Below are 21,639 nucleotides of genomic sequence, written 5' to 3' on the forward strand. Positions count from 1 at the left end.
GTGGTTTTTTTATGCCTGTCACTTCGGTTTTTGGGTCGTTGCAGTCCAGGCCCTTCTCTCGGTTATCAGCGTATCAGGACAACGAGAAATCGCCGCCTGCGCAAAACCATTCAAGAACGAGTCAAAACCTTACCGAAAAAAAGCATTGTGTTCGTTAAATCGGGAATGTTATGTTTTTAACATCAAGATAAAAAATGAAATATACATAACATTTTGCGCAATCGCCTTTCGAGAACGTCATGGACAAGAACAGCTTCCAGCTGACGCTAGAACAACAGTTCCCTACGCTGACGCCGACCGGCAAGCGGATCGCCACTTATCTGCTGGCCAACCTTCAACAACTGCCTTTCGAAACCGCTGACAGCATCGCTCAGCAAGCCGGTACTACGGGTATTTCGGTGGGACGTTTTCTGCGTTCACTGGGGTATCAGAATCTCGATGACGTCAAACAAGGTCTGCGTGGCGAGTCCCCGGCTTCGTGGCTGATCACCGATCGACTGGGGGCTTTTCGCAGCGAAGCGGATCAAGAGGACGCCCTCGATCGCTCCCTCGGCCGGGAAATCGAAGCCATCCAGCATGTCTATGGTCTGGCCCGGACTCAGCCGTTTGCCGACATTGTGCAGAACATCTTTGAAGCCGATGCGGTGTTCATCCTCGGCATCCAGTCCACACGCGGCATCCTCAACGCTTTCCACAGCCACCTGGAATACATTCGGCCCAAGGTCTACTACGTCGATGGCCTGTCGGGTATTTATGCCGAAACGCTGAATTCGGGTTTCGAAAAACCCTACGCGATCATTTCCGACTTTCGCGCCTACTCCAGCATCACTCAGACCTTCTGCGAAGTGGCCAATGCCAATCACTTACCGCTGGCACTGATCACCGACCTGCAATGCCCCTGGGCCCGGGATTACTCCCTGGATCTTCTGCAACTGAAAACCGATGTCGGCCAGTTCTGGGATTCCCTGGCGCCGCTGACTTGCCTGTTTAACCTCATGGTGTCCGCCGTGGCCGAGATGTACGGCGACCGACTGGACGAACGCTTGGCGAAGAACCGGCAACTTCAGGAAGTCTTCGGCCAGTTCGAGCGCTAGGCATTCATAACCACGCAACCCCCGATGGAGTGTTTGAGTGAATAACAGCCCACTTGTAGAAATTGACGCCCACGCGCACCAGGTCCAGATCGACCTGATCTACGCCAGCGCCGACAACCTGGCTGGCCAAGTGATCTACCGCAATGCCCGCTGCTTACTGCACGCCGAGGCCGAAGCCTGCTTGCGCAAGGCCAGCCAACTGGCGCGCCAGGCCGGTTTGACCCTGCGGATCTACGACGCCTACCGTCCGGCTTATGCGCAGCAGCTGTTGTGGAAAGCCCTGCCCGACCCGGACTACGTGCGTGATCCGCGTCTGGGCTCGCACCACACCCGCGGCGTGGCGATCGACCTGACTCTGGTGGGTGCCGATGGCGAACCGCTGGACATGGGCACCGCCTTCGATGCCATGGAGCAAAAGTCCCATCAGTTCTATGCCGATCTGCCTATTGAAGTGCAGCGCAATCGCCTGTTGCTGCTGGGGATCATGCTCAGCGCCGGCTTTGAAGCAATTGCGACCGAGTGGTGGCATTACGAACTTCCAGACGCCGAACAATTCCCTTTGATCGAGGAGCGTGACCTGCCCTTCGACGCATGAGTTGCACCCATAGACGTTTACCGACACAGGCTCCGGCAAAAACAACAGGCAGCCCACTGCCACAGGCCGGATAACAATAAGCACTTCGCTTCAGATCCAACTGCCCGGTTATAGATTTTATAAAAAACCTGACGAACTTCCATTAATCGAATGATCAAGGAAACCGGCATGAGCCCTAACACCCACACTAACCGTCATTTGTCCTTCCAGCACAAAGTCGCTCTGTCATTACTCTGTGGCGCCCTCAGTCTGGGCGCCTGGCAATCAGCCAGTGCGGCGGCCCCCAAAGATACCTTGATGATTGGCAAAGCCGCCGACCCGCAAACCCTTGACCCGGCCGTGACCATCGATAACAACGATTGGGCAGTGACCTACCCGGCCTATCAGAAACTGGTGACCTACAAAGTCGAAAATGGCAAAGGCAGTACCGAGGTCCAGGGCGACCTGGCTGACAGCTGGAGCACCTCGCCAGACAATCTGGTCTGGGAATTCAAGCTCAAGACGGGAAACAAATTCGACGACGGTGCGCCGGTGGACGCCGCAGCGGTCAAGTTCTCCTTCGACCGCTTGATGAAGCTCAAACAAGGCCCCTCCGGTGCCTTCCCGGATGACATGAGTGTCGCAGTGGTTGACCCTCTGACCATCCGCTTCACCTTGAGCAAACCCTACGCGCCGTTCCTCTTTACCCTCGCCCACAATGGCGCGGGCATCATCAACCCGGACGTCGCCAAGAAGAGCGAGGACATCAACGCCTACCTCTCGACCCACACCGCAGGCTCCGGCGCGTTCCGTTTGACGAACTGGCAAAAGGGCCAGTCGCTGACGCTGGAACCAAACAGCTATTACGCCGGGCTCAAGCCAAGCCTGAATAAAGTGGTGATCAAAATCATCAGCGAGGCCTCGGTGCGCCGTCTGCAACTGGAGCGCGGCGATCTCGACATCATCGAAGACATGCCAGAGGACCAGCTCAGTACGCTGGCAAGCAAATCCGGGATCATGATCCAGAAGTTTCCGTCCCTGCGCGTGACCTACCTCTACCTGAACAACAAGAAAGCCCCGCTGGACAACCGGAACGCCCGCCAGGCCATCGTTGATGCCATCGATTACAACGGCATCGTTGACGGCATCCTCAAAGGCCAGGCCAAGCTCATGAACGGGCCGATCCCCTTGGGCATGTGGGCCCATGACGAGAGCCTGTTACCGATGAAACAGGACCTCTCGGCAGCCAAGGCCAACCTCGACAAAGCCCCACAGAAGATCAGTAACCTGGACTTCATGTACTCGGACAAGGATGCCAACTGGGAATCCATTGGCCTGACACTGCAAGCCGGTCTGGCGCCATTGGGGGTCAACCTCAAGCTCGAGAAGCTCGCCAACGCAACCATGCGCGAGCGTCTGGGCAAGGGTGATTTCGACGTAGCCATCGGCTCGTGGAGCCCGGACTTCGCCGACCCCTACATGTTCATGAACTTCTGGTTCGACTCCAACTTGCAGGGGCTGGCGGGCAACCGCTCGTTCTACAGCAACCCGCAAGTGGACACGCTGATTCGCGATGCAGCCGCCAACAACGACACCACCAAACGGATCGAGCTGTACCAGCAGGCACAGAAAATCGTGCTCAAAGACAGCGTCTACGCCTACCTGTATCAGAAGAACTACACCTTGCCGATGCGTGATTCAGTGAAGGGCTATGTGTTCCATCCGATGCTCGAACAAGTGTTCAACATCGCTGAAATCAGCAAATAGAACGAAGTCCTCGCCAGCCCGGCGGCCGCGCCTGATGCGGCCGCTGCGGCGCTTCGCCTTCCGGCAATGAATCCGCACTTTCACTGCCGTCCGTCAAGCGTTAACGAGGTGCCTCATGGCCTTCCTGAATATGTTGCGTAAACGCCTGCTCGGCCTGTTATTGGTCGTGGTCGGGGTTTCGCTGATTACCTTTACCATTTCGCACCTGATTCCCGGCGACCCGGCCCGTTTGATCGCCGGCGACCGGGCCAGTGACGCCATCGTCGAGAACATCCGTCACCAACTCGGGCTCGACCTGCCGCTCTATCAGCAATATGGCCGCTACATGCTCGATCTGCTGCACGGCGACCTCGGCACCTCAATCCGCACCAGCCGGCCAGTGCTTGAAGACCTACAAGCGTTCTTCCCGGCGACCCTGGAACTGGCCCTCGCCGCCTTGTTGCTGTCGGTGCTGGCGGGCGTGCCGTTGGGCGTGCTGTCGGCGGTTTACCACAATCGGACCATCGACCAGATCGCCCGCACCCTGGCAGTGACCGGCATTTCCACCCCGGCGTTCTGGCTCGGTCTGGGCCTGATCGTGTTGTTCTATGGCCAACTCGGCTGGTTGCCCGGCAGCGGCAGGCTGGACGAAGGTCTTGAGCCGCCACGCACGATCACCGGTTTCTATCTGATTGACTCGCTGCTGGCCGGCAACCTGGGGCTGTTTCTCAACGCATTGCAGCACTTGATTCTGCCGGCGATCACTCTGGGCTTCGTCAACCTCGGTGTGGTTGCCCGGCAGATTCGCTCGGCCATGCTTGATCAACTGGGCGAGGACTACATCCGTACCGCACGCGCCTATGGTTTATCGCGCTGGGCGGTGATCCTGCGCCACGCGCTGCCCAATGCGCTGATTCCCTCCGTCACGGTGCTCGGCCTGACCCTTGGTGATCTGCTCTACGGCGCGGTACTGACCGAAACCGTGTTCGCCTGGCCCGGCATGGGCGCCTATGTGGTCAAGTCGATCCAGTCGCTGGATTTCCCAGCGGTCATGGGCTTCGCGATCCTGGTGTCGTTTATTTACGTGTTGCTCAACATGGCGATCGACCTGCTGTACCGAGTGATCGATCCGCGTATCGGCGAGGTAAGTTGAAATGACCGCTCCCTTGACTCTCCCTTTGCCAGTGCCGTTGGCACAACGCCCGAACTGGCGAGCAAAACTGGCCTACCTTGGCTATCAGGTACGACGCAGCCCGTTGACCATCGCCGGCCTGACCATCACCCTGTTGGTGTTGATCTGCATGGCATTCGCGCCGTGGCTGGCCAGCCATGATCCTAATGCCCTGAACCTCGCCCAACGCTTGGCACCGCCCTCCGGCGCTCACTGGTTCGGCACCGACGAGGTCGGCCGTGACCTGTTCAGCCGGGTGCTCTACGGCAGCCGACAGTCAGTCGGCGTCGGTCTATTCGTGGCCTTCGCCTCTTGTTTTGCCGGAGGCTTGCTCGGCTGTCTGTCCGGGATCATCGGCGGGCGCTTCGACGGTCTGATCATGCGCTTGATGGACATCATGCTGTCGGTGCCTTCGCTGGTGCTGATCATGGCCCTGGCGGCCGCCTTGGGCCCAAGCCTGTTCAACGCCATGCTGGCAATCACCGTGGTGCGCATTCCGTTCTATGTGCGGCTGGCCCGAGGCCAGGCCCTGAGCATTCGTCAGATGGGCTATGTGAAAGCCGCGCAGACCTTCGGTGCCGATCGCTGGCACATCGTGTCCTGGCACGTCGGGCGCAACGCCATGCCGCCGCTGATGGTGCAACTGAGCCTGGACATCGGCAGCGCCATTCTCATGGCCTCGGCGCTAGGTTTCATCGGCCTCGGTGCACAACAACCCACGGCCGAATGGGGCGCGATGGTCGCGACCGGGCGCAACTTCATCCTCGACAATTGGTGGTATTCGACCTTTCCGGGCCTGGCGATCCTGGTCACCGCCACCGGCTTCAACCTGCTGGGTGACGGTGTCCGTGACCTGCTCGATCCACGGCAACAAGGGAAATGAACATGCACAGCCCATCGGTACTCGCCATCGAGAACCTGAGTCTCGAATTCGTGGCCTATCGCAGCAATGTCCAGGCGCTCAACGGTGTTTCGCTGCACGTCGACCCTGGTGAAATTGTCGGCGTGGTCGGTGAGTCCGGCTCAGGCAAATCAGTGACCGCCATGCTCAGCCTGCGCTTGTTGCCCGAACGAAGTTACCGGATCACCGCCGGCAGCTTACAGATGCTCGGGCGCGACATGCTCGGCGCCAGCGAAAAGGAGTTGCTGAACATCCGTGGTCGCGACGCCGCAATGATCTTCCAGGAGCCGATGACCGCCCTCAACCCGACCCGCCGCATAGGCCGGCAGATGCTCGACGTGATCATTCATCACCAGCACCTGAGCAACACCGACGCCAGAGCCAAAGCAATCGCCTTGCTGCGCGACATGCACATCGCCGACCCCGAGCAAATCCTTGAAAGCTACCCTTTCGAACTGTCCGGTGGCATGCGTCAAAGGGTGATGATTGCCCTGGCGTTTTCCTGCGACCCGCAGCTGCTGATTGCCGACGAGCCGACCACAGCCCTTGATGTCACCGTACAGCGCCAAGTGCTGCTGCTCCTGCGCGAGAAGGCTCGGCAGCGGGGCACAGCGATTCTGCTGATCACCCACGACATGGCCGTAGTCTCGCAATTCTGTGATCGGGTCTACGTCATGTACACCGGCGCGGTAGTGGAGGAAGGTCCCACCTGCGAGGTCATGGGCAACCCGCAGCACCCCTACACTCGCGGGCTGCTCAGTGGGTTACCCGAGCAGGTGTCGCCCGGCGAGGCGCTGCTGACCATTCCCGGCCAGGTACCAAACCTCGCAGCATTACCTTCAGGCTGCACGTTCCGCGAGCGCTGTACCCACGCCATGCCGGCGTGTGCCGAACGCCCTCGTCTCAATCTGATCGACGGCAATAGCCAGCGCAAAAGTGCTTGCTGGTTGTCTATAGCGGAGCACGCGTGATGAATACTCCAAACACCTCGACACCACTGCTCAGCCTGAACGATGTTCGCGTACGCTTCCCCGTCAGTAACGACTGGCTGGGACGGCCGCAAGGTTATGCCCATGCGCTGAATGGCATCGACCTGCAAGTCAATGCCGGAGAAACCCTGGGCATCGTCGGCGAGTCCGGTTGCGGAAAAAGTACGCTCGCACAGTTGTTGATGGGGCTGGTACCTCCGAGCGCCGGAGACCTGCAGTGGATTTACCGAACCCCGCGCGAGCGCCACAGCCATGTGCAGATCGTATTCCAGGATCCACAGTCCTCTCTCGATCCACGTTTGCCGATCTGGAAAATCATCACCGAGCCGTTGGTTGCACTGGGCAACACACCGCGCGCGCAGATGCGTGCCATTGCCACCAAAGTGGCCGAACAGGTAGGCATTCGCAGCGAGTACCTTGATCGTTATCCACACCAGTTCTCCGGGGGCCAACGCCAACGCATCGCCATTGCCCGAGCGCTGTCGTCCAACCCGAGCATCATCGTGCTCGATGAGCCGACCTCGGCACTGGACATCTCGGTACAGGCGCAAATCCTCAACTTGCTGGGCGAGTTGCAACGCAGCCGTGGCCTGACCTACATCCTGATTTCCCATAACGTCTCGGTGGTACGGCACATGGCCGATCGAGTCGCCGTCATGTATCTAGGGCAGATTGTCGAACTGGGCAGCGCCGAACAGGTTCTGGAGCGACCGCTGCACCCCTATACCCGATTGCTACTGGATGCGGTCCCGCGGCTGGGCGCACCACTCGAAGCCGGGCAGGTATCAGCCCCCACCGAACTGCCAGGAAACCGTATATTGCCTTCCGGCTGTTTTTTCCTCGAACGCTGCCCACGCCGTACCCAAGGCTGTGAGCGCCCGCAGATACTGAGCGGTAGCCAGGGCCATCAAGTGCGCTGCCACCTTGAGAAAAAATAAAGAGGCGGACCCAAGCGGGGGCGCCTAACGTTGCTCCCGCCGGACTGCGTAGCAGCTGGCGAAGCCTGCGTTCGGCTGCGCAGCAGTCGCAAATCATGCCATCACGGTTAGCCCGTAAACCGCAGTGCCTGATTTTACGACTGCTGCGCGGCCGAACGCAGCCTGGCGGCAGCTGCTACGGACCGCGTAGTGGCTTAACTGGCTGGCATCAGGACAAACCCACCTGCCACGCCCCCATGCAGTGATCCAATGTGTATCAACCCCGCACTACATTCGCGCCCGACTGGGAAAATTGACCAGCCCATCAGGCTAAATCTCCATTCACGGCTATAAATGTTGTTCATGCTAGTGCCCTACCTGATTCTGCTGGGCACAGTAATCCCACCAATTGGCGGCGTGATCATGGCGGACTTCTTTTTCCGCTATCGTGGTCGTTATCCACGCTTGACAGAGGCACAACTGCCCGCGTTCAACTGGCCGGGACTGACGGCTTATGCGGTGGGTACCGTGGCGGCATTCATCTCACCATGGGTTGCGCCGCTGGTGGGTATCGCCGCCGCTGCGCTGATCTATATTGTGCTGACAGGCATGCTCGGCGCCCGTACATCCATGCCGGTCGACGCCCAAACATAAGACTGAATAAAAGGACTGTCGCGATGCATATCATCAACGCCCGCCTGCGCAACCGCGAAGGTCTGCATGAACTGCACCTGGAAAACGGCCTGATCGTCAGCATCGCCCGGCAAACAGAAGCGCCGACACTGGGCCCTGAAGACCTGGATGCCGGTGGCAATCTGGTAGTACCGCCCTTCGTCGAACCGCACATTCACCTGGACGCCACCCTCACCGCCGGCGAGCCGCGCTGGAACATGAGCGGTACCCTGTTCGAAGGCATTGAATGCTGGGGCGAACGCAAGGCGACCATCACCCAGGAAGACACCAGGACCCGCGCCAGCAAGACCATTCGCGCCCTCGCCGCCCACGGCATCCAGCATGTACGCACCCATGTCGACGTCACCGACCCCAGCTTGACCGCGCTCAAAGCAATGCTCGAAATACGCGAAGAAAGTCGCCACCTGATCGACCTGCAGATCGTCGCGTTCCCCCAGGAAGGCATCGAGTCCTACCGCAATGGACGGGAGCTGATGGAAGAAGCCATTCTTCTGGGCGCCGATGTGATTGGTGGCATACCGCATTTTGAGTACACCCGCGATCAAGGGGTGAGTTCGATCAAATACCTGATGGACCTGGCAGAACGCACCGGCTGCCTGGTAGACGTGCATTGCGACGAAACCGACGACCCGCATTCGCGCTTCCTCGAAGTGCTCGCCGAAGAGGCCCGCAGCCGCGACATGGGCGCCCGGGTCACGGCCAGCCACACCACCGCCATGGGTTCCTACGACAACGCCTACTGCGCCAAACTGTTTCGCCTGCTCGGGCATTCCGGGATCAGCTTCGTCTCCTGCCCGACCGAAAGCATTCACCTGCAAGGACGCTTCGATAACTTCCCGAAACGCCGCGGTGTAACCCGCGTCAACGAGTTGCTTGAAGCCGGAATGAATGTCTGTTTCGGCCAGGACTCCATCGTCGATCCCTGGTACCCGTTGGGTAACGGCAACATCCTGCGGGTGCTCGAAGCCGGTCTGCACATCTGCCACATGCTCGGTTATCGCAACCTGCAAAGTGCCTTGGACCTGGTCACCGACAACAGCGCCAAAGCCATGGCTTTGGGTGATCGTTATGGACTGGAACCAGGTCGCCCGGCCAATCTGCTGATTCTGTCAGCCGACAGCGACTACGAAATGATCCGCAGCCAGGGGCTGGCGTTGTATTCGATTCGAGGTGGGGAAGTGTTGATGAAAAGGCAGATGCCACAGGTGGAATGGGTTGGGGATTCGAGCTACAGCTGATTGCCTTTAGAGACTCGCTCGCCGGACTGACGCCATCGCGAGCAAGCCCGCTCCCACATTAGATCTTCAGCGAACACTTAATTTGTGAACGACTGCGATCCGGTGTGGGAGCGGGCTTGCTCGCGATGGCGTCAGTCCGGCTCCGTTGCTCTAAGGGATGATCCTCGCTGTCCCGAACAATCTGACGCGAATCAACTCGCCGTCCTTTTCCTCCAGAAAGATCGGCGCCGTGCCGCCCGGCATGACCACCGCAACCTCCCCCGCCGCCACCCAACCCACACTCCACGCAGCACAAGCCACTGCGCTGGCACTGGTGCCGGAGGACGCAGTCGGGCCTTCACCGCGTTCGAACACCCGGGCGACGATCCGCCCTTCAGATTCACGCATTGCCCATTGCAGGTTGACCCCTGCCGGGCATGGCTCGCCAGCACCGGCCGGCATCGCAAAAGCGATGCGAGTCAGGCCTGAAGATAAATCGGGCTCGCGCATCTGCTCATTACCGGGTAGCGCAGCCGCTTGCGATACCAGGGTCACGCAATGGGGATTGCCGACACGCACGAACTGGCTGTGATCCCACAGAGGGTTCAGCCTGGAAAGCGGCGGCACCTTGTTCAGACTGCGACCGTTCAAATCAGCCGCCGCAACGCCTTGAGCACCTGTGGCCTGCGGACCGAATGCCGGTTTGCCCAGGTCCAGCCAAAACCCGCGAATGCCGTCAATCCCGGCCGACTCTACCGAGGTTTCCACCGGCGACACAGCATCACGCTTGTCGTGATGAACCTTGAGCACGCACGCCCCCTGCTCCGGCATCAAACCCTGCTCAGTCAACGCCTGAGCAAAAATCGTCAAACCGTTACCACTGCGCTCGGCCAGGCTACCGTCAGTGTTGACGATCAGCAGGTCGTAGGGCGGTGCGGACTGAAACGGACCGATGAGCAAACCATCCGAACGATGTGCCTTGGCGCCAGGCGGCATGGCTTGGGGTGCCCAGCCGCAAAAGGCTTCCACTGCCTGCAACGCCCAGGTATCGCGGGTTTGAGCGGCCAGGCGGGCCTGCTCAGGCAACTCGATTCCCCTTTGACGCAGAGCATCGGGAGAGGCAACAGCGTAGATATTCCCGCGGGCATCATAGAACTGCGTCATACAGCAACGGCCGCCAGCGCTTCAATCTCGAACAACATGTCGTCCAGCGCCAGCCTCGGCACCGGGATCAGAGTGCAGGCCGGCTTGGGCAACGAACCCCAGACCCGATGCAGCTCCTCGCCGAAGATTTCCAGACGCTCCAGGCTGTGATCAACGATCAGCACCGTCAGTTTGGCGACATCGGACACCTCGGCATCGGCCGCCGCCAGGGCGATCTGCAGATTTTCCAGCGCCTGCCTGACCTGTTCGGCGAAGTCGCTGGATAACTGACTCTGCGCGTTCTCGCCGCCCTGCCCGGCGATAAACACCAGCCGTGCGCCAGCGGCGACCTGGGCAACATGGGAATAACCATTGGCGGTCGGATCGTAAAGCCCTGGCGGGTTCGACAGTTGTAGCGTTGGCGCGTGTTCTTTATCCGTTTGCATCGAGATCTCTCCTTGTTTGAGGCCAGTAGTACAACGAACAACTTTCCGCTTATTTGATCGGCAATGCTACCGGCCGGACTGGGCATCGGCGCCCTGCCCTCGTTCATTGCCTTGCCGCTGCTGGAAAGCGGTCAGTTGCAACGGGTCTTGCCGGAACATTCGATGTCCCGACGCGGTATCTACGCGCTGTACGCGAGCAACCGCCATCTCTCGCAAAAAATCCGGGTGTTTGTCGATTTTCTGGCTGAGAGGTTAAGTCAGGGGTGACATTGCAAGATCAGTTGGGCGGCCGGGATCCTTGCAGCCGCCATCGCCAGCGGCTACGGGAAATGTCAGGGACTCCTTGACCGACTGACATTACGGATTGTCCGCGCCTCGCCCGACGCCGCCTGATGTGCAAGGATGTTGCGCCGCACATTGTTATCCGCCGGATTGCCAAGGATTTTTCATGACCGCCATCAGTACCCCAGCCCCCGTGGTCCCCGGGCGCCTGGAGCAAATGTCCACCCGTATCGCCTTCTTCATCGCCGGTTTCGCCATCGCCGCCTGGGCGCCGCTGGTGCCTTACGCCAAAGCGCGGGCCGGACTCGATGAAGGAACACTCGGCTTGTTGCTGCTGTGCCTGGGGGTCGGCTCGATCATTGCCATGCCGGTGGCCGGGATCCTGGCTTCGCGCTTCGGTTGCCGTCGGGTGATGACCGGCGGGACGATGTTGATCTGCCTGGCTCTCCCGCTGTTGGCGACGGTTTCCTCGACTCCGTTGTTGATCGCCGCGCTGTTCATGTTCGGCGCCGGACTGGGTTCGGTGGACTCCACGGCGAACCTGCAAGCGGTAATCGTCGAACGGGCCAGTGGCAAAACCATGATGTCGGGCTTCCACGGATTGTTCAGCCTCGGCGGGATCGTCGGCGCGGCCGGGGTCAGCGCTCTGCTGGGCCTGGGAATACCGCCGTTGGGTGCCATGCTGGTGGTAATCGTGTTTCTGGTGCTCGCTTTGCTCAAGGCTGCGCCGCATCTGTTGCCCTATGCCAGCGAAAGCTCAGGTCCAGCCTTCGCCGTACCCCATGGCGTGGTGCTATTTATCGGCAGCCTGTGCTTTATCGTGTTTCTCGCAGAAGGCGCGGTGCTCGACTGGAGCGCGGTGTTCCTGACGTCCGAGCGCAATCTCGACGCCGCCTACGCGGGCTTGGGTTATGCCGCGTTTGCCCTGACCATGACCGCCGGCCGTCTGACCGGCGACGCCATCGTGTACCGGCTCGGCGCCACGCGAGTGATCGTGTTTGGCGGCCTTACCGCCGCTACTGGCCTGTTGCTCGCAACTCTCGCCCCAGCCTGGGAAGCGGCATTGATGGGCTATGCGTTGGTGGGTGCGGGCTGTTCGAACATTGTGCCGGTGCTGTACACCGCCGTCGGCAAACAGAACGTCATGCCCGAAAGCATCGCCGTGCCGGCCATTACCACCCTGGGCTACGCTGGCATCCTCGCCGGGCCCGCGCTGATCGGTTTTATCGCCCACGGCAGCAGTTTGAGCATTGCCTTTGGCTTGATTGCGTTGCTGTTGCTGGCCGTTGCGGCCAGCGGGAAAGTGTTGAAGGTTTAAAAGCTGTGGCGAGGGACTTGCTCCCTCGCCACAGGAAATAATCAGCCCCCTACGCTGGCCTGCACAAAGAACGTGCGTGGCGCGCCGACATAGATCCCCGAATTTTTTGTCGCTCGAGCGGGTGAAGTACTGGCGATCGAAGAGGTTCTTCACCCCCGCGCCGAGTTTCAGGTTCGACAATTGCGAGCCGAAGTCATAATCACCGCGAACGTTCCAGGTCACGTAACCCGGCATGTCACCGTACTGACCATCAGCGGTACCAGTGATGTAATTGCCGCTGAAGCTGCCATCGGCGTTGACGCCGGTGCCCGGGGCATGCTGTCTGGACTGAACAAACAGGCTTTTCTTAACCCGAGTCAGCGCCTTGAAGAAAGAGATCAGTGCTCTCACTGAGGCTCTAGAGAAGGCGTCGCGCGAGACGCAGGAGAGTTTGGTACATAACTTCATCGGTTATGCGCGTTCGCCAAAGCCGATTGAGCAGATGCTCGATAATATGTTTGTCGGAAGACCGGCGGGCAACTATGACCGATTGCTTGATTTCAGCACGGCGGTCAATGGAGGCTTGTTCTTCGTTCCTTCATCAGACCTGCTCGAAGAGCTTGCTGATCGCAAGCCTTAGGGGAAGCGCAGACAAAAAAAGGGCGAGCAAACGGTCGCCCCTTGATGGAGCAATTTCTGTGTAGGAGCGAGCTTGCTCGCGAAGGACGTTTGATCGTTCCCACGCTCCTGCGTGGTAACGCATCCCGGTGACGCTCTGCGTCACATGGACGCGGAGCGTCCAGGGCGGCATTCCCACGCAGAGCGCGGGAACGATCAAACGCAGACAAAAAAGTGCCCGACGCGAAAGATCGCGCCGGGCATTCGTGGCATGAAATCATGCGATCAATGAGTGGTCATTCCGGCCATATGCATCATCAGCCGGAACAAGCTGGCCACTACCCCCAGTGCAATAACACTGCCGAACCAAATGGCGATCAACCAAAGAACCCGTCGATACCAAGGGGCGGATTCGCTTTGCGTAGCCGATACTTCAGCGGTCCGGACGTTTTCGCTGTCAATGGTAGCCATCGCCGATCCTCACTTTTCCGCGGAACACGTAGTAGCTCCAGCAGGTGTACATCAGAATGATCGGCAGAATGAACAACGTGCCGATCAAAATGAACAACTGGCTTGAAGGCGGCGATGCGGCCTCCCACAAACTGATGGAGGGCGGTACGATATTCGGCCAGATGCTGAATGCCAGGCCGATATAACCTAGAAATACCAGCGCCAACGTGAACACAAATGGCCAGTGAGAATGATATTGGCGTAACGTCCCAAGCAGCCCGAATAGCGCCAGCACACCCAGAATTAACAACCCGCCAAAGACCACGATATGCGCGTGTGCGAACCAGCGAGTCGCAATCTCGGGATGCAGCAACGGTGTCCATATACAGAGCACAGCCACCACCGCCATGAGGGTGAACGCCAGCGGCCGAGTGTAGTGACGCATGCGTGATTCAAGCATGCCTTCGGTCTTGACCAGCAGCCAGGTACTGCCCAGCAACGCGTAGGCGACGATCAGCCCCAGACCGCAGAACAATGGAAAGGGTGACAGCCAGTCCAGGGTGCCGCCTGCAAACTGACGATTGACCACCGGAATTCCAGCGATATAAGCGCCAATCACGATGCCTTGGCAAAACGTTGCCAGCAGTGAGCCACCGATAAAGGCCATATCCCAGATGTGGCGCTTTTCCGGGCTGGCCTTGAACCGGAACTCAAACGCCACGCCGCGAAATATCAACCCGGCCAGCATGAAAATCAGTGGCAGATACAACGCCTCCAGAATCACCGAGTAAGCCAAGGGAAACGCGCCGTAAAGTGCCGCCCCACCGAGTATCAGCCAGGTTTCGTTACCGTCCCAGACAGGCGCTACGGTGTTCATCATCACATCGCGTTCCTGCCTATCCGGGATGAGCGGGAACAGGATGCCCAACCCCAGATCGAACCCATCCATGATCACGTACATCATCACCCCAAAGGCAATGATGACGCCCCATATCAACGACAGATCTATACCTTGAATGCCCATGATCAATCCCCTTGCTCAGTTGACGTGATCGCCGGACGCGAACGTCTCGGCGACGGCGGACAGGGGGCGGCGTGGCGTACGCTCCTGACCGGGACCGCCCTGAGGCGGATGCTCGTGATGTGGCTGAGGGCCTTTGCGTACCAGCTTCATCATGTAACCGATGCCCACCGCGAAAACCGAGAAGTAAATCAATACAAACACCGCCAGCGAAACGCTGAGCTGCGTGACCGTGTGATTGGAAGCCGCATTGGCAGTGCGCAGAAGTCCATAGACGACCCACGGCTGACGGCCTACCTCGGTGGTGATCCAGCCCGCCAACATTGCTATCAGACCTGTAGGGCCCATGAACAACACCAGGCGCAGGAACAGGCGATTGCGGTACAGCGCGCCATTACGGCGTAAGGCAAGACCCAGCAAACCGGTGAGGATCATCAACATTCCAAGCCCGGCCATAATCCGAAAGCTGAAGAAAATGATGGTCGCGTTGGGACGGTCCTCTTTAGGGAAACTCTTGAGAGCAGGGATTTGTTTATCCAGACTGTGAGTCAGGATGAGACTGCCCAGGTAAGGGACTTCTATCGCATAACGCGTCTTCTCGGCACCCATGTCCGGGATGCCGAACAGCACAAGTGGAGTCGGCTCATTACCGACGTTTTCCCAGTGCCCTTCAATGGCGGCAATTTTCGCCGGTTGATGTTCCAGGGTATTCAGACCATGGGCATCACCGACCACGGCCTGGATCGGAGCCACGATCAACGCCATCCACAACGCCATCGAAAGCATTTTGCGCACTTGAGGCGTGTCATGCTTACGCAGCAAATGCCAGGCCGCGGAAGACCCGACAAAGAACGCCGTTGCCACAAACGCAGCGATGGCCATGTGAGCCAGTCGGAAAGGGAACGACGGATTGAAGACGATGGCCAGCCAGTCCATCGGCATAATCCGGCCATCCACGATCGAGAAACCCTGTGGCGTCTGCATCCAGCTGTTGGAGGCCAGAATCCAGAAGGTCGAGATCAACGTACCGATGGCGACCATCACCGTGGCAAAGAAGTGCAGCCCGCGCCCTACCCGGTTCCAACCGAACAGCATCACCCCAAGGAAGCCTGCCTCAAGGAAAAAGGCCGTCAACACCTCATACGTCAGCAATGGCCCGGTAATACTCCCGGCGAAGTCAGAGAAGCGGCTCCAGTTGGTGCCAAACTCGTAAGCCATGACCAGCCCGGAGACCACCCCCATACCGAAGTTGACGGCAAAGATTTTCGACCAGAAGTGATAGAGGTCCTTGTAAACCGAATTGTTGCTTTTCAACCAGAGACCTTCGAGGACCGCCAGGAAACTGGCAAGCCCGATGGTGATGGCAGGAAATATGATGTGAAACGAGACCGTAAACGCGAATTGAATTCGCGCAAGGTCCAGCGCCTCCAGATTTAACATGACGATACCCTCATAGTGGCTCGATGCTCGTGCATACAAAGCCCGGCCGCAGTGAGCCTCACAGCTCGCAGCGAACAGATTTCCAATGATCTGGTGAGGCTGGGGCGGCAATCACGCCACCCCGGCCAGACTCAAGCGCCGAAGGACTGGATCAGGTTGCTGGCCTTCGCCTGCTCAAGGCGAATGGCGATGAACTTCGAGGTCGGCGTGTACGTGCGGTCGCCATAACTTTCCAGCGGCACCAACGGGTTGGTTTCCGGGTAATAGGCGGCGGCCTGACCGGGTGGAATGTCGTAGGCGATCAAGGTAAAGCCGGTCACTCGACGCTCGCGACCATCCCCCCACAGCGAGATCATGTCGACCTTTTGCCCCGGCTCGTAACCCAGTTTGCGAATGTCCTGCTCATTGACGAATACGACATCGCGCATGCCGTAGACGCCGCGATAACGATCATCCAGTCCATACAAGGTGGTGTTGTATTGATCGTGGGAGCGCATGGTTTGCAGGATCAGATCCGGTTTCACGTCCAGGTTGCGCACGCCTTCGCTGACCAGGTGTTCCGGCAATACGCTGGGGGCAAACTGCGCTTTGCCAGTGGCGGTTTTCCAGATGCGTTTGGCGGCATCGTTGCCCAGGTGAAAGCCACCGGGGTGCAGCAATTTTTTATTGAAATCCTCGAAGCCGGGAATGGTGTCGGCAATCAGGTCACGGATGCGACCGTAATCTGCGATCGCCCAGAGCCAGTCAATGGGGTGTTTACCCAATGTTGCGTTGGCAATCCCGGCAATGATCGCCGGTTCCGAACGCATCAACGCGGACTTGGGTTTCAGTTGGCCGTGGGAAATGTGCACCATGCTGAAGGTGTCTTCCACCGTAACGCCTTGCGGCCCCTCCTCTTGCATGTCGATATCGGTGCGCCCCAGGCACGGCAAAATCAAGGCCTCGCGGCCGGTGACCAGATGGCTGCGATTGAGCTTCGTGGCGATGTGTACCGTGAGGTCGCAGTTGCGCAGTGCGGCATGAGTACGTGGGCTGTCGGGGGTCGCCTGGGCGAAGTTGCCGCCCAGGCCGATGAAGACTTTCGAGCGCCCCTCTTCCATTGCAGCAATCGCCATCACCGTGTTGTGGCCGTGTTTGCGCGGAACCTTGAACGCAAAGCGCGCTTCCAGCGCGTCAATAAACTCAGGGGGTGCCAGCTCGTTGATGCCCATGGTGCGGTCGCCCTGCACGTTACTGTGCCCGCGCACCGGCGACAGCCCTGCACCCGGGCGACCGACATTGCCACGCAACAACTGCACATTGACGATCTCCTGGACGGTCGCCACCGAGTGGGTGTGCTGGGTCACCCCCATCGCCCAGCACATGATGACCCGCGTGGCTCTGTGGTACATGCGGGCAGCCAGTTCGATGTCCGCCAGGGTCAGGCCGGACTGTTCGACGATATGCTCCCAGGTCGTGGCGTCGACTTCGGCCAGGTAGGTCTCCAGGCCCGAGGTGTGCTCAGCGATGAACGCGCGGTCGAACACCGCCTCGCTGTTGTTCGCGAGCGCTTCACGCTCCCACTGCCACAGGAACTTGGCGATGCCGCGCATAGCCGCCATGTCGCCGCCCAATGCCGGACGAAAGTACGCGGACGAGGTGGGTTCGGAGCCGTTGGTGAGCATTTCCAGCGGATGCTGCGGGTGCTGGAAGCGTTCCAGACCCCGCTCTTTCAGTGGGTTGAAACAGATCACCTGCGCGCCCCGCTTCACCGCTTCGCGCAGTGGCTCAAGCATCCGTGGGTGGTTGGTGCCTGGGTTCTGGCCGATGACGAAAATGGCGTCGGCTTCCTCCAGATCATCGAACGTCACCGTGCCTTTGCCCACGCCGACGCTGTCATCCATGCCCAGGCCGCTCGCTTCGTGGCACATGTTCGAACAGTCAGGAAAGTTATTGGTGCCGTAGGCACGAACGAATAGCTGATAGAGGTAAGCCGCTTCGTTGCTGGCCCGGCCGGACGTGTAAAACTCGGCCTGATCAGGCGACGTCAGCCCTTTCAGGTGTTTGGCGATCAAGGCAAAAGCATCGTCCCAGCTGGTTTCGACGTAACGATCAGCGGAGGCGTCATAGCGCATGGGGTGAGTCAGGCGCCCTTGGTATTCGAGCCAATAGTCACTTTGCGCCGCCAGCGACGACACCGTGTATTTGTTGAAAAACGCCGGGTTGACCAGACGGCCGGTGGCTTCCCAGTTGACCGCTTTGGCGCCGTTCTCGCAGAACTTGACCATGCCACTCTCCGGCGATTCGCCCCACGCACAGCCCGGGCAGTCGAATCCGCCATTCTGGTTGGTCTTGAGCATGGTTCGAATATTCTTGAACGCATTTTCGCTGCCCAACCAGTTCCTGGTAACAGCAATCAGCGCGCCCCAGCCTGCGGCCGCCCCCTTATACGGTTTATAACGTTCAACTTCGCTCATGATACTTCTCCAAGACGTGCACGTAGGCGGTAGCCTGATGTCAAGTCATTGTTAATTTCTGTTTTTGTGCGCCTATAAAAATGCGACTTTATTTAGCGACAGGTTATTCGCACTTAATTACTTCACGGGCCCAATTCAGGGGTACGAAGCAAGACTATTCCGCGCATTACATGCCTGTCTAATTGCAAATAATGACCAGATCATCGAAATGATCTATCAAGAAAATAATCACTAAAAATCAACCAATTACAAATTCAAGACAGCGAGAATCCGAGCCACTTCCTGCTCAATAGATTCCATTGATCAATCAGTTGTTAATAGTGATTAGACGGCCACTTTAAATGACCTTAGTCTTGGGTCATCAAGGCCCTATATAACAGTGGTCTTCCAAAACCGGCGCCATGGCTGATACACCTGGATCGCTGATGGAGGTTGTGATGTCAGATCGAATTTTGATGGATAGTTTTTCTCGGCGAGTCGACTATCTCAGAATGTCTGTGACCGACCGGTGCGATTTCCGCTGTGTTTATTGCATGGCCGAGAACATGGAATTCTTGCCGCGACAACGAATATTGACGCTGGAAGAGATCTATCAGCTGGCTGAAAGCTTTGTGGCGCTGGGCACCCGAAAAATCCGCCTGACCGGTGGCGAACCGTTGATTCGCCCCGGCGTGGTAGCGCTGTGTGAACGCATTGCAGCGCTGCCGGGGCTGCGTGAACTGTGCATGACCACAAACGGTTCACAGCTGGGCAAGCTCGCGGCACCCTTGTTCGATGCGGGGCTCAAGCGCCTTAACATCAGTCTCGACAGCCTCGATACCCATCGCTTCCGCGAACTGACCCGCACGGGTGATCTGGCTAACGTCATCGCCGGTATTGACGCGGCGAATGCAGCAGGTTTTCAACATACCAAACTCAACTGCGTCGTCATGAAAGGGCGCAACGATCACGAGATAAACGATCTCGTTGGCTTTGCGATTGATCGTGGACTGGACATTTCCTTCATCGAAGAGATGCCACTGGGTGTAATCAGCGAGCACAGCCGTGCAGGGGCGTTCTTTTCAAGCGCGCACGTGCGCGAGCGTATTGCCGAACGCTACACGCTCATCGACTCCGCGGAATCGACCCAAGGCCCTTCGCGTTATTGGCGCCTGGCTGAGGCGCCGCATATTCGCCTGGGGTTTATCTCGCCCCACAGCCACAATTTTTGCGCTACCTGCAATCGTGTTCGGTTAACCGTCGAAGGCCGACTCCTGCTGTGCCTGGGCAATGAACATTCCGTCGACCTGAAGGAAGTGCTTCGCCGCCACCCAGGAGAGCCGGAGCGCCTGGAGAAGGCAATCATCGAGGCGATGAAAATCAAGCCGTACCGACACCACTTTGAACTCAATGATGACGTGCAAGTTGTCCGTTTTATGAACATGACGGGCGGATAGCCTGCCCGGTTTTCACATCATTATTCTCTAGAAGGCTGCTTCCCATGATCGTTAGAGCCAAACCTAATCTGATCAATGTTCTGATTTCACTCAAAGGCTCGATTGCCAAGCGTATCGCGCTGCGAAGCCTTCTGGTGACACTCCTGGCCTCCGCTATTGTCCTGGTCGAAACACTCCATCCTGCGTACTTCTCAAAGGTTAATGCCACCCCCTTCACGCTGTTGGGGCTATCACTTTCAATCTTCATGAATTTCCGTAACAACGCCTGCTACGACCGTTGGTATGAAGCACGCAAAGCGCTGGGTGCGATGGTGATGGACCTGCGCTCGATGATCCGGGAAACGCAGGTCATTAAAGACAAACAGCAACGCAGCATGATGTTGCGAAATCTCTGCGGGTTTGCCCATGCGCTGAACGCCAGACTTCGTAAAGAAGACGAGCTCAGTGCGGCGGGTACGTGGCTTAGCCAGTTACCCTCTTCAAATACACCTAACATCCCTGAAAGGATTCTGCGTCAAGTCGGCCAACAGTGCTCAACACTCGCCGAATCAGGCCACATCAGCGAATGGCGTTACACGCTGATGGCCAATCATTTGACCAATCTGACCACTACGCAAACGACCTGCGAGCGTATCAAAAGTACTCCACTCCCCTTCCCTTACACACTCTTGCTACACAGGACAATTTACATATTTTGCATTTTGTTGCCCTTTGCGATGGCCGAGCCACTGGGCTGGCTAACGCCAGTCTTCACCGCCATTGTGAGTTATACGTTTTTTGGGCTGGATGCTATTGGCGACGAACTGGAAGACCCCTTTGGTCAAGATGAAAACGACCTTCCAACGAATGCCATCGTGCGCAACATCGAACGTGAGGTGCTTGACGCCCTGGGTGCGACAGAACTCCCTCCCATACTTCAGCCCGTGGACTTCGTGCTGAACTGATTAGCACAACCTACTCATTAAGCACCCGCAGGGGTGGAGGATAAACATGAATGAATTCAAACAACCCGATCCCGGGACGCTGACTCATTTAGATGCCGAGGGCAGAGCCAATATGGTCGATGTCAGCGAAAAAGAGCCGACCAACCGTGAAGCTCAAGCACAGGCCTGGATACGTATGCGACCTTCTACGTTGAAACTTATCCAACACCATGGGCATCCCAAGGGTGATGTGTTTGCGGTCGCTCGAATCGCAGGGATCATGGCGGCGAAAAAAACACATGAACTCATCCCTTTATGCCACCCATTGATGCTCAGCTCAATTCACATCGAGGTGAAGACTGTCGAGCCCGATAGCGTAAGAATTGTGAGCACCTGCCGACTTAACGGCAGAACAGGCGTTGAGCTGGAAGCTCTCACTGCTGCAAGTGTTGCGGCTCTGACTATCTACGATATGTGCAAAGCCGTCGACCGAGGGATGATCATTGATAGAATTCAGCTGCTCAAAAAACAGGGCGGAAGATCAGGTCACTTTGAAGCAGGTGCCGCTCAATGATTCTCATCAACTACTTTGCGCGTTATCGAGAGCAACTCGGTATTGGCGGAGAAAAAATTGCTCTGAACGCGTCATTGCGAAGCATTGACGATGTCAGAAAATTCCTGATCACCCGAGGAGAGGTTTGGGAGCAAGTACTCAGTGAAACCAGCCTCATGTGCGCGCTGAACCAGGAGTTATGTACACTCGGCGCCTCCATTGAAGAGTTCGATGAGATCGCCTTCTTCCCCCAAGTGACGGGTGGTTGAGTG

19 protein-coding genes and 4 pseudogenes are annotated in these 21,639 nt (G+C 58.1%); 16 read left to right on the top strand and 7 right to left on the bottom strand.

Going from position 1 to position 21,639, the window contains the following annotated elements; genetic code table 11:
- Positions 1-239: 239 nt before the first annotated feature.
- The 9 genes and pseudogenes from AC07UI_RS20045 to codA all read left to right on the top strand — a co-directional run bounded on the left by AC07UI_RS20045 (position 240) and on the right by codA (position 9,323).
- Entirely contained in the window at positions 240-1,094 is an 855-nt protein-coding gene (locus AC07UI_RS20045) for a MurR/RpiR family transcriptional regulator (RefSeq protein ID WP_494994131.1), read from the top strand.
- A 37-nt stretch (positions 1,095-1,131) separates the two neighbouring features.
- On the top strand, positions 1,132-1,689 hold the full coding sequence (ddpX, locus tag AC07UI_RS20050) for a D-alanyl-D-alanine dipeptidase (protein WP_494994132.1): 558 nt from the start codon (positions 1,132-1,134) through the stop codon (positions 1,687-1,689).
- 168 nt (positions 1,690-1,857) lie between these two features.
- On the top strand, positions 1,858-3,435 hold the full coding sequence (locus AC07UI_RS20055) for an ABC transporter substrate-binding protein (protein WP_494994133.1): 1,578 nt from the start codon (positions 1,858-1,860) through the stop codon (positions 3,433-3,435).
- A gap of 115 nt (positions 3,436-3,550) precedes the next feature.
- Positions 3,551-4,567 (top strand): ABC transporter permease, encoded by a 1,017-nt coding sequence (locus AC07UI_RS20060; protein ID WP_494994134.1) that lies wholly within the window; start codon positions 3,551-3,553, stop codon positions 4,565-4,567.
- A gap of 1 nt (position 4,568) precedes the next feature.
- On the top strand, positions 4,569-5,468 hold the full coding sequence (gene ddpC / locus AC07UI_RS20065; protein ID WP_494994135.1) for a D,D-dipeptide ABC transporter permease: 900 nt from the start codon (positions 4,569-4,571) through the stop codon (positions 5,466-5,468).
- A gap of 2 nt (positions 5,469-5,470) precedes the next feature.
- A complete protein-coding gene (locus tag AC07UI_RS20070) occupies positions 5,471-6,457 on the top strand; it encodes an ABC transporter ATP-binding protein (protein ID WP_494994136.1) in 987 nt (328 codons plus the stop codon).
- Entirely contained in the window at positions 6,457-7,413 is a 957-nt protein-coding gene (locus AC07UI_RS20075) for an oligopeptide/dipeptide ABC transporter ATP-binding protein (RefSeq protein ID WP_494994137.1), read from the top strand. The genes AC07UI_RS20070 and AC07UI_RS20075 overlap by 1 nt, the downstream gene beginning before the upstream one ends.
- Before the next feature lie 333 nt (positions 7,414-7,746).
- A pseudogene (locus AC07UI_RS20080) lies at positions 7,747-8,046 on the top strand (cytosine permease); the annotation flags it as partial.
- Positions 8,047-8,069: 23 nt separating this feature from the next.
- Positions 8,070-9,323: a cytosine deaminase gene (gene codA, locus AC07UI_RS20085; RefSeq protein ID WP_494994138.1), complete on the top strand. Its 1,254-nt coding sequence runs from the start codon at positions 8,070-8,072 to the stop codon at positions 9,321-9,323.
- Positions 9,324-9,473: 150 nt separating this feature from the next.
- Here codA and AC07UI_RS20090 read toward each other — a convergent pair whose 3' ends face one another.
- Both AC07UI_RS20090 and AC07UI_RS20095 read right to left on the bottom strand, forming a co-directional pair.
- Complete coding sequence (locus AC07UI_RS20090) at positions 9,474-10,466, bottom strand: diaminopimelate epimerase (protein WP_494994139.1); 993 nt, start codon at positions 10,464-10,466, stop codon at positions 9,474-9,476.
- The gene (locus tag AC07UI_RS20095; protein ID WP_494994140.1) at positions 10,463-10,891 is read right to left on the bottom strand and encodes a RidA family protein; all 429 of its coding nucleotides are present in this window, start codon (positions 10,889-10,891) and stop codon (positions 10,463-10,465) included. Before AC07UI_RS20095 ends, AC07UI_RS20090 begins: the two co-directional genes overlap by 4 nt.
- A 57-nt stretch (positions 10,892-10,948) precedes the next feature.
- Between AC07UI_RS20095 and AC07UI_RS20100 the strand changes: the two are divergent.
- Positions 10,949-11,158 (top strand): annotated as a pseudogene (locus tag AC07UI_RS20100) (LysR substrate-binding domain-containing protein); the annotation flags it as partial.
- Between the two features lie 181 nt (positions 11,159-11,339).
- Positions 11,340-12,491, top strand: coding sequence for an MFS transporter (locus AC07UI_RS20105; RefSeq protein ID WP_494994141.1), 1,152 nt, complete (start codon positions 11,340-11,342; stop codon positions 12,489-12,491).
- 41 nt (positions 12,492-12,532) lie between these two features.
- On the opposite strand, the pseudogene AC07UI_RS20110 reads toward AC07UI_RS20105, so the two are convergent.
- A pseudogene (locus tag AC07UI_RS20110) lies at positions 12,533-12,827 on the bottom strand (TonB-dependent siderophore receptor); the annotation flags it as partial.
- Between the two features lie 84 nt (positions 12,828-12,911).
- Here AC07UI_RS20110 and AC07UI_RS20115 point away from each other — a divergent pair.
- Positions 12,912-13,110, top strand: a pseudogene (locus tag AC07UI_RS20115) (Dyp-type peroxidase); the annotation flags it as partial.
- 263 nt (positions 13,111-13,373) lie between these two features.
- Here the strand turns inward: AC07UI_RS20115 and AC07UI_RS20120 are convergent.
- The 4 genes from AC07UI_RS20120 to AC07UI_RS20135 all read right to left on the bottom strand — a co-directional run bounded on the left by AC07UI_RS20120 (position 13,374) and on the right by AC07UI_RS20135 (position 18,455).
- Positions 13,374-13,559, bottom strand: a complete 186-nt coding sequence (locus AC07UI_RS20120; protein WP_494994142.1) for a DUF2474 domain-containing protein — start codon at positions 13,557-13,559, stop codon at positions 13,374-13,376.
- Positions 13,546-14,562, bottom strand: a complete 1,017-nt coding sequence (cydB, locus tag AC07UI_RS20125) for a cytochrome d ubiquinol oxidase subunit II (RefSeq protein ID WP_494994143.1) — start codon at positions 14,560-14,562, stop codon at positions 13,546-13,548. The genes AC07UI_RS20120 and cydB overlap by 14 nt, the downstream gene beginning before the upstream one ends.
- A gap of 15 nt (positions 14,563-14,577) precedes the next feature.
- Entirely contained in the window at positions 14,578-15,999 is a 1,422-nt protein-coding gene (locus AC07UI_RS20130) for a cytochrome ubiquinol oxidase subunit I (protein WP_494994144.1), read from the bottom strand.
- Positions 16,000-16,130: 131 nt separating this feature from the next.
- Positions 16,131-18,455 carry an FdhF/YdeP family oxidoreductase gene (locus AC07UI_RS20135; protein WP_494994145.1) on the bottom strand — a complete coding sequence of 775 codons (2,325 nt, stop codon included), beginning with the start codon at positions 18,453-18,455 and terminating at the stop codon, positions 16,131-16,133.
- Positions 18,456-18,892: 437 nt separating this feature from the next.
- On the opposite strand from AC07UI_RS20135, the gene moaA reads away from it, so the two are divergent.
- Genes moaA through AC07UI_RS20155 form a run of 4 tightly spaced genes read left to right on the top strand, consistent with a single transcriptional unit; the run spans position 18,893 to position 21,636 of the window.
- Positions 18,893-19,891 carry a GTP 3',8-cyclase MoaA gene (moaA, locus tag AC07UI_RS20140; protein WP_494994291.1) on the top strand — a complete coding sequence of 333 codons (999 nt, stop codon included), beginning with the start codon at positions 18,893-18,895 and terminating at the stop codon, positions 19,889-19,891.
- Positions 19,892-19,935: 44 nt separating this feature from the next.
- Complete coding sequence (locus AC07UI_RS20145; protein ID WP_494994146.1) at positions 19,936-20,835, top strand: bestrophin family protein; 900 nt, start codon at positions 19,936-19,938, stop codon at positions 20,833-20,835.
- A gap of 46 nt (positions 20,836-20,881) precedes the next feature.
- Positions 20,882-21,388 (top strand): cyclic pyranopterin monophosphate synthase MoaC, encoded by a 507-nt coding sequence (gene moaC, locus AC07UI_RS20150; protein WP_494994147.1) that lies wholly within the window; start codon positions 20,882-20,884, stop codon positions 21,386-21,388.
- A complete protein-coding gene (locus AC07UI_RS20155; RefSeq protein ID WP_494994148.1) occupies positions 21,385-21,636 on the top strand; it encodes a MoaD/ThiS family protein in 252 nt (83 codons plus the stop codon). The genes moaC and AC07UI_RS20155 overlap by 4 nt, the downstream gene beginning before the upstream one ends.
- Positions 21,637-21,639: the final 3 nt, after the last annotated feature.

This window comes from Pseudomonas sp. GW821-FHT04C07 (assembly GCF_059420325.1).

Bases quoted from the DNA above. Each gene is read 5' to 3' on its own strand.
- codA (WP_494994138.1), top strand. From the start codon at position 8,070: ATGCATATCATCAACGCCCGCCTGCGCAACCGCGAAGGTCTGCATGAA.
- AC07UI_RS20155 (WP_494994148.1), top strand. From the start codon at position 21,385: ATGATTCTCATCAACTACTTTGCGCGTTATCGAGAGCAACTCGGTATT.
- AC07UI_RS20055 (WP_494994133.1), top strand. From the start codon at position 1,858: ATGAGCCCTAACACCCACACTAACCGTCATTTGTCCTTCCAGCACAAA.
- AC07UI_RS20070 (WP_494994136.1), top strand. From the start codon at position 5,471: ATGCACAGCCCATCGGTACTCGCCATCGAGAACCTGAGTCTCGAATTC.
- AC07UI_RS20135 (WP_494994145.1), bottom strand. From the start codon at position 18,455: ATGAGCGAAGTTGAACGTTATAAACCGTATAAGGGGGCGGCCGCAGGC.
- AC07UI_RS20060 (WP_494994134.1), top strand. From the start codon at position 3,551: ATGGCCTTCCTGAATATGTTGCGTAAACGCCTGCTCGGCCTGTTATTG.
- cydB (WP_494994143.1), bottom strand. From the start codon at position 14,562: ATGGGCATTCAAGGTATAGATCTGTCGTTGATATGGGGCGTCATCATT.
- moaC (WP_494994147.1), top strand. From the start codon at position 20,882: ATGAATGAATTCAAACAACCCGATCCCGGGACGCTGACTCATTTAGAT.
- AC07UI_RS20145 (WP_494994146.1), top strand. From the start codon at position 19,936: ATGATCGTTAGAGCCAAACCTAATCTGATCAATGTTCTGATTTCACTC.
- AC07UI_RS20090 (WP_494994139.1), bottom strand. From the start codon at position 10,466: ATGACGCAGTTCTATGATGCCCGCGGGAATATCTACGCTGTTGCCTCT.
- AC07UI_RS20095 (WP_494994140.1), bottom strand. From the start codon at position 10,891: ATGCAAACGGATAAAGAACACGCGCCAACGCTACAACTGTCGAACCCG.
- AC07UI_RS20045 (WP_494994131.1), top strand. From the start codon at position 240: ATGGACAAGAACAGCTTCCAGCTGACGCTAGAACAACAGTTCCCTACG.
- AC07UI_RS20130 (WP_494994144.1), bottom strand. From the start codon at position 15,999: ATGTTAAATCTGGAGGCGCTGGACCTTGCGCGAATTCAATTCGCGTTT.
- AC07UI_RS20105 (WP_494994141.1), top strand. From the start codon at position 11,340: ATGACCGCCATCAGTACCCCAGCCCCCGTGGTCCCCGGGCGCCTGGAG.
- moaA (WP_494994291.1), top strand. From the start codon at position 18,893: ATGTCAGATCGAATTTTGATGGATAGTTTTTCTCGGCGAGTCGACTAT.
- AC07UI_RS20075 (WP_494994137.1), top strand. From the start codon at position 6,457: ATGAATACTCCAAACACCTCGACACCACTGCTCAGCCTGAACGATGTT.
- ddpC (WP_494994135.1), top strand. From the start codon at position 4,569: ATGACCGCTCCCTTGACTCTCCCTTTGCCAGTGCCGTTGGCACAACGC.
- AC07UI_RS20120 (WP_494994142.1), bottom strand. From the start codon at position 13,559: ATGGCTACCATTGACAGCGAAAACGTCCGGACCGCTGAAGTATCGGCT.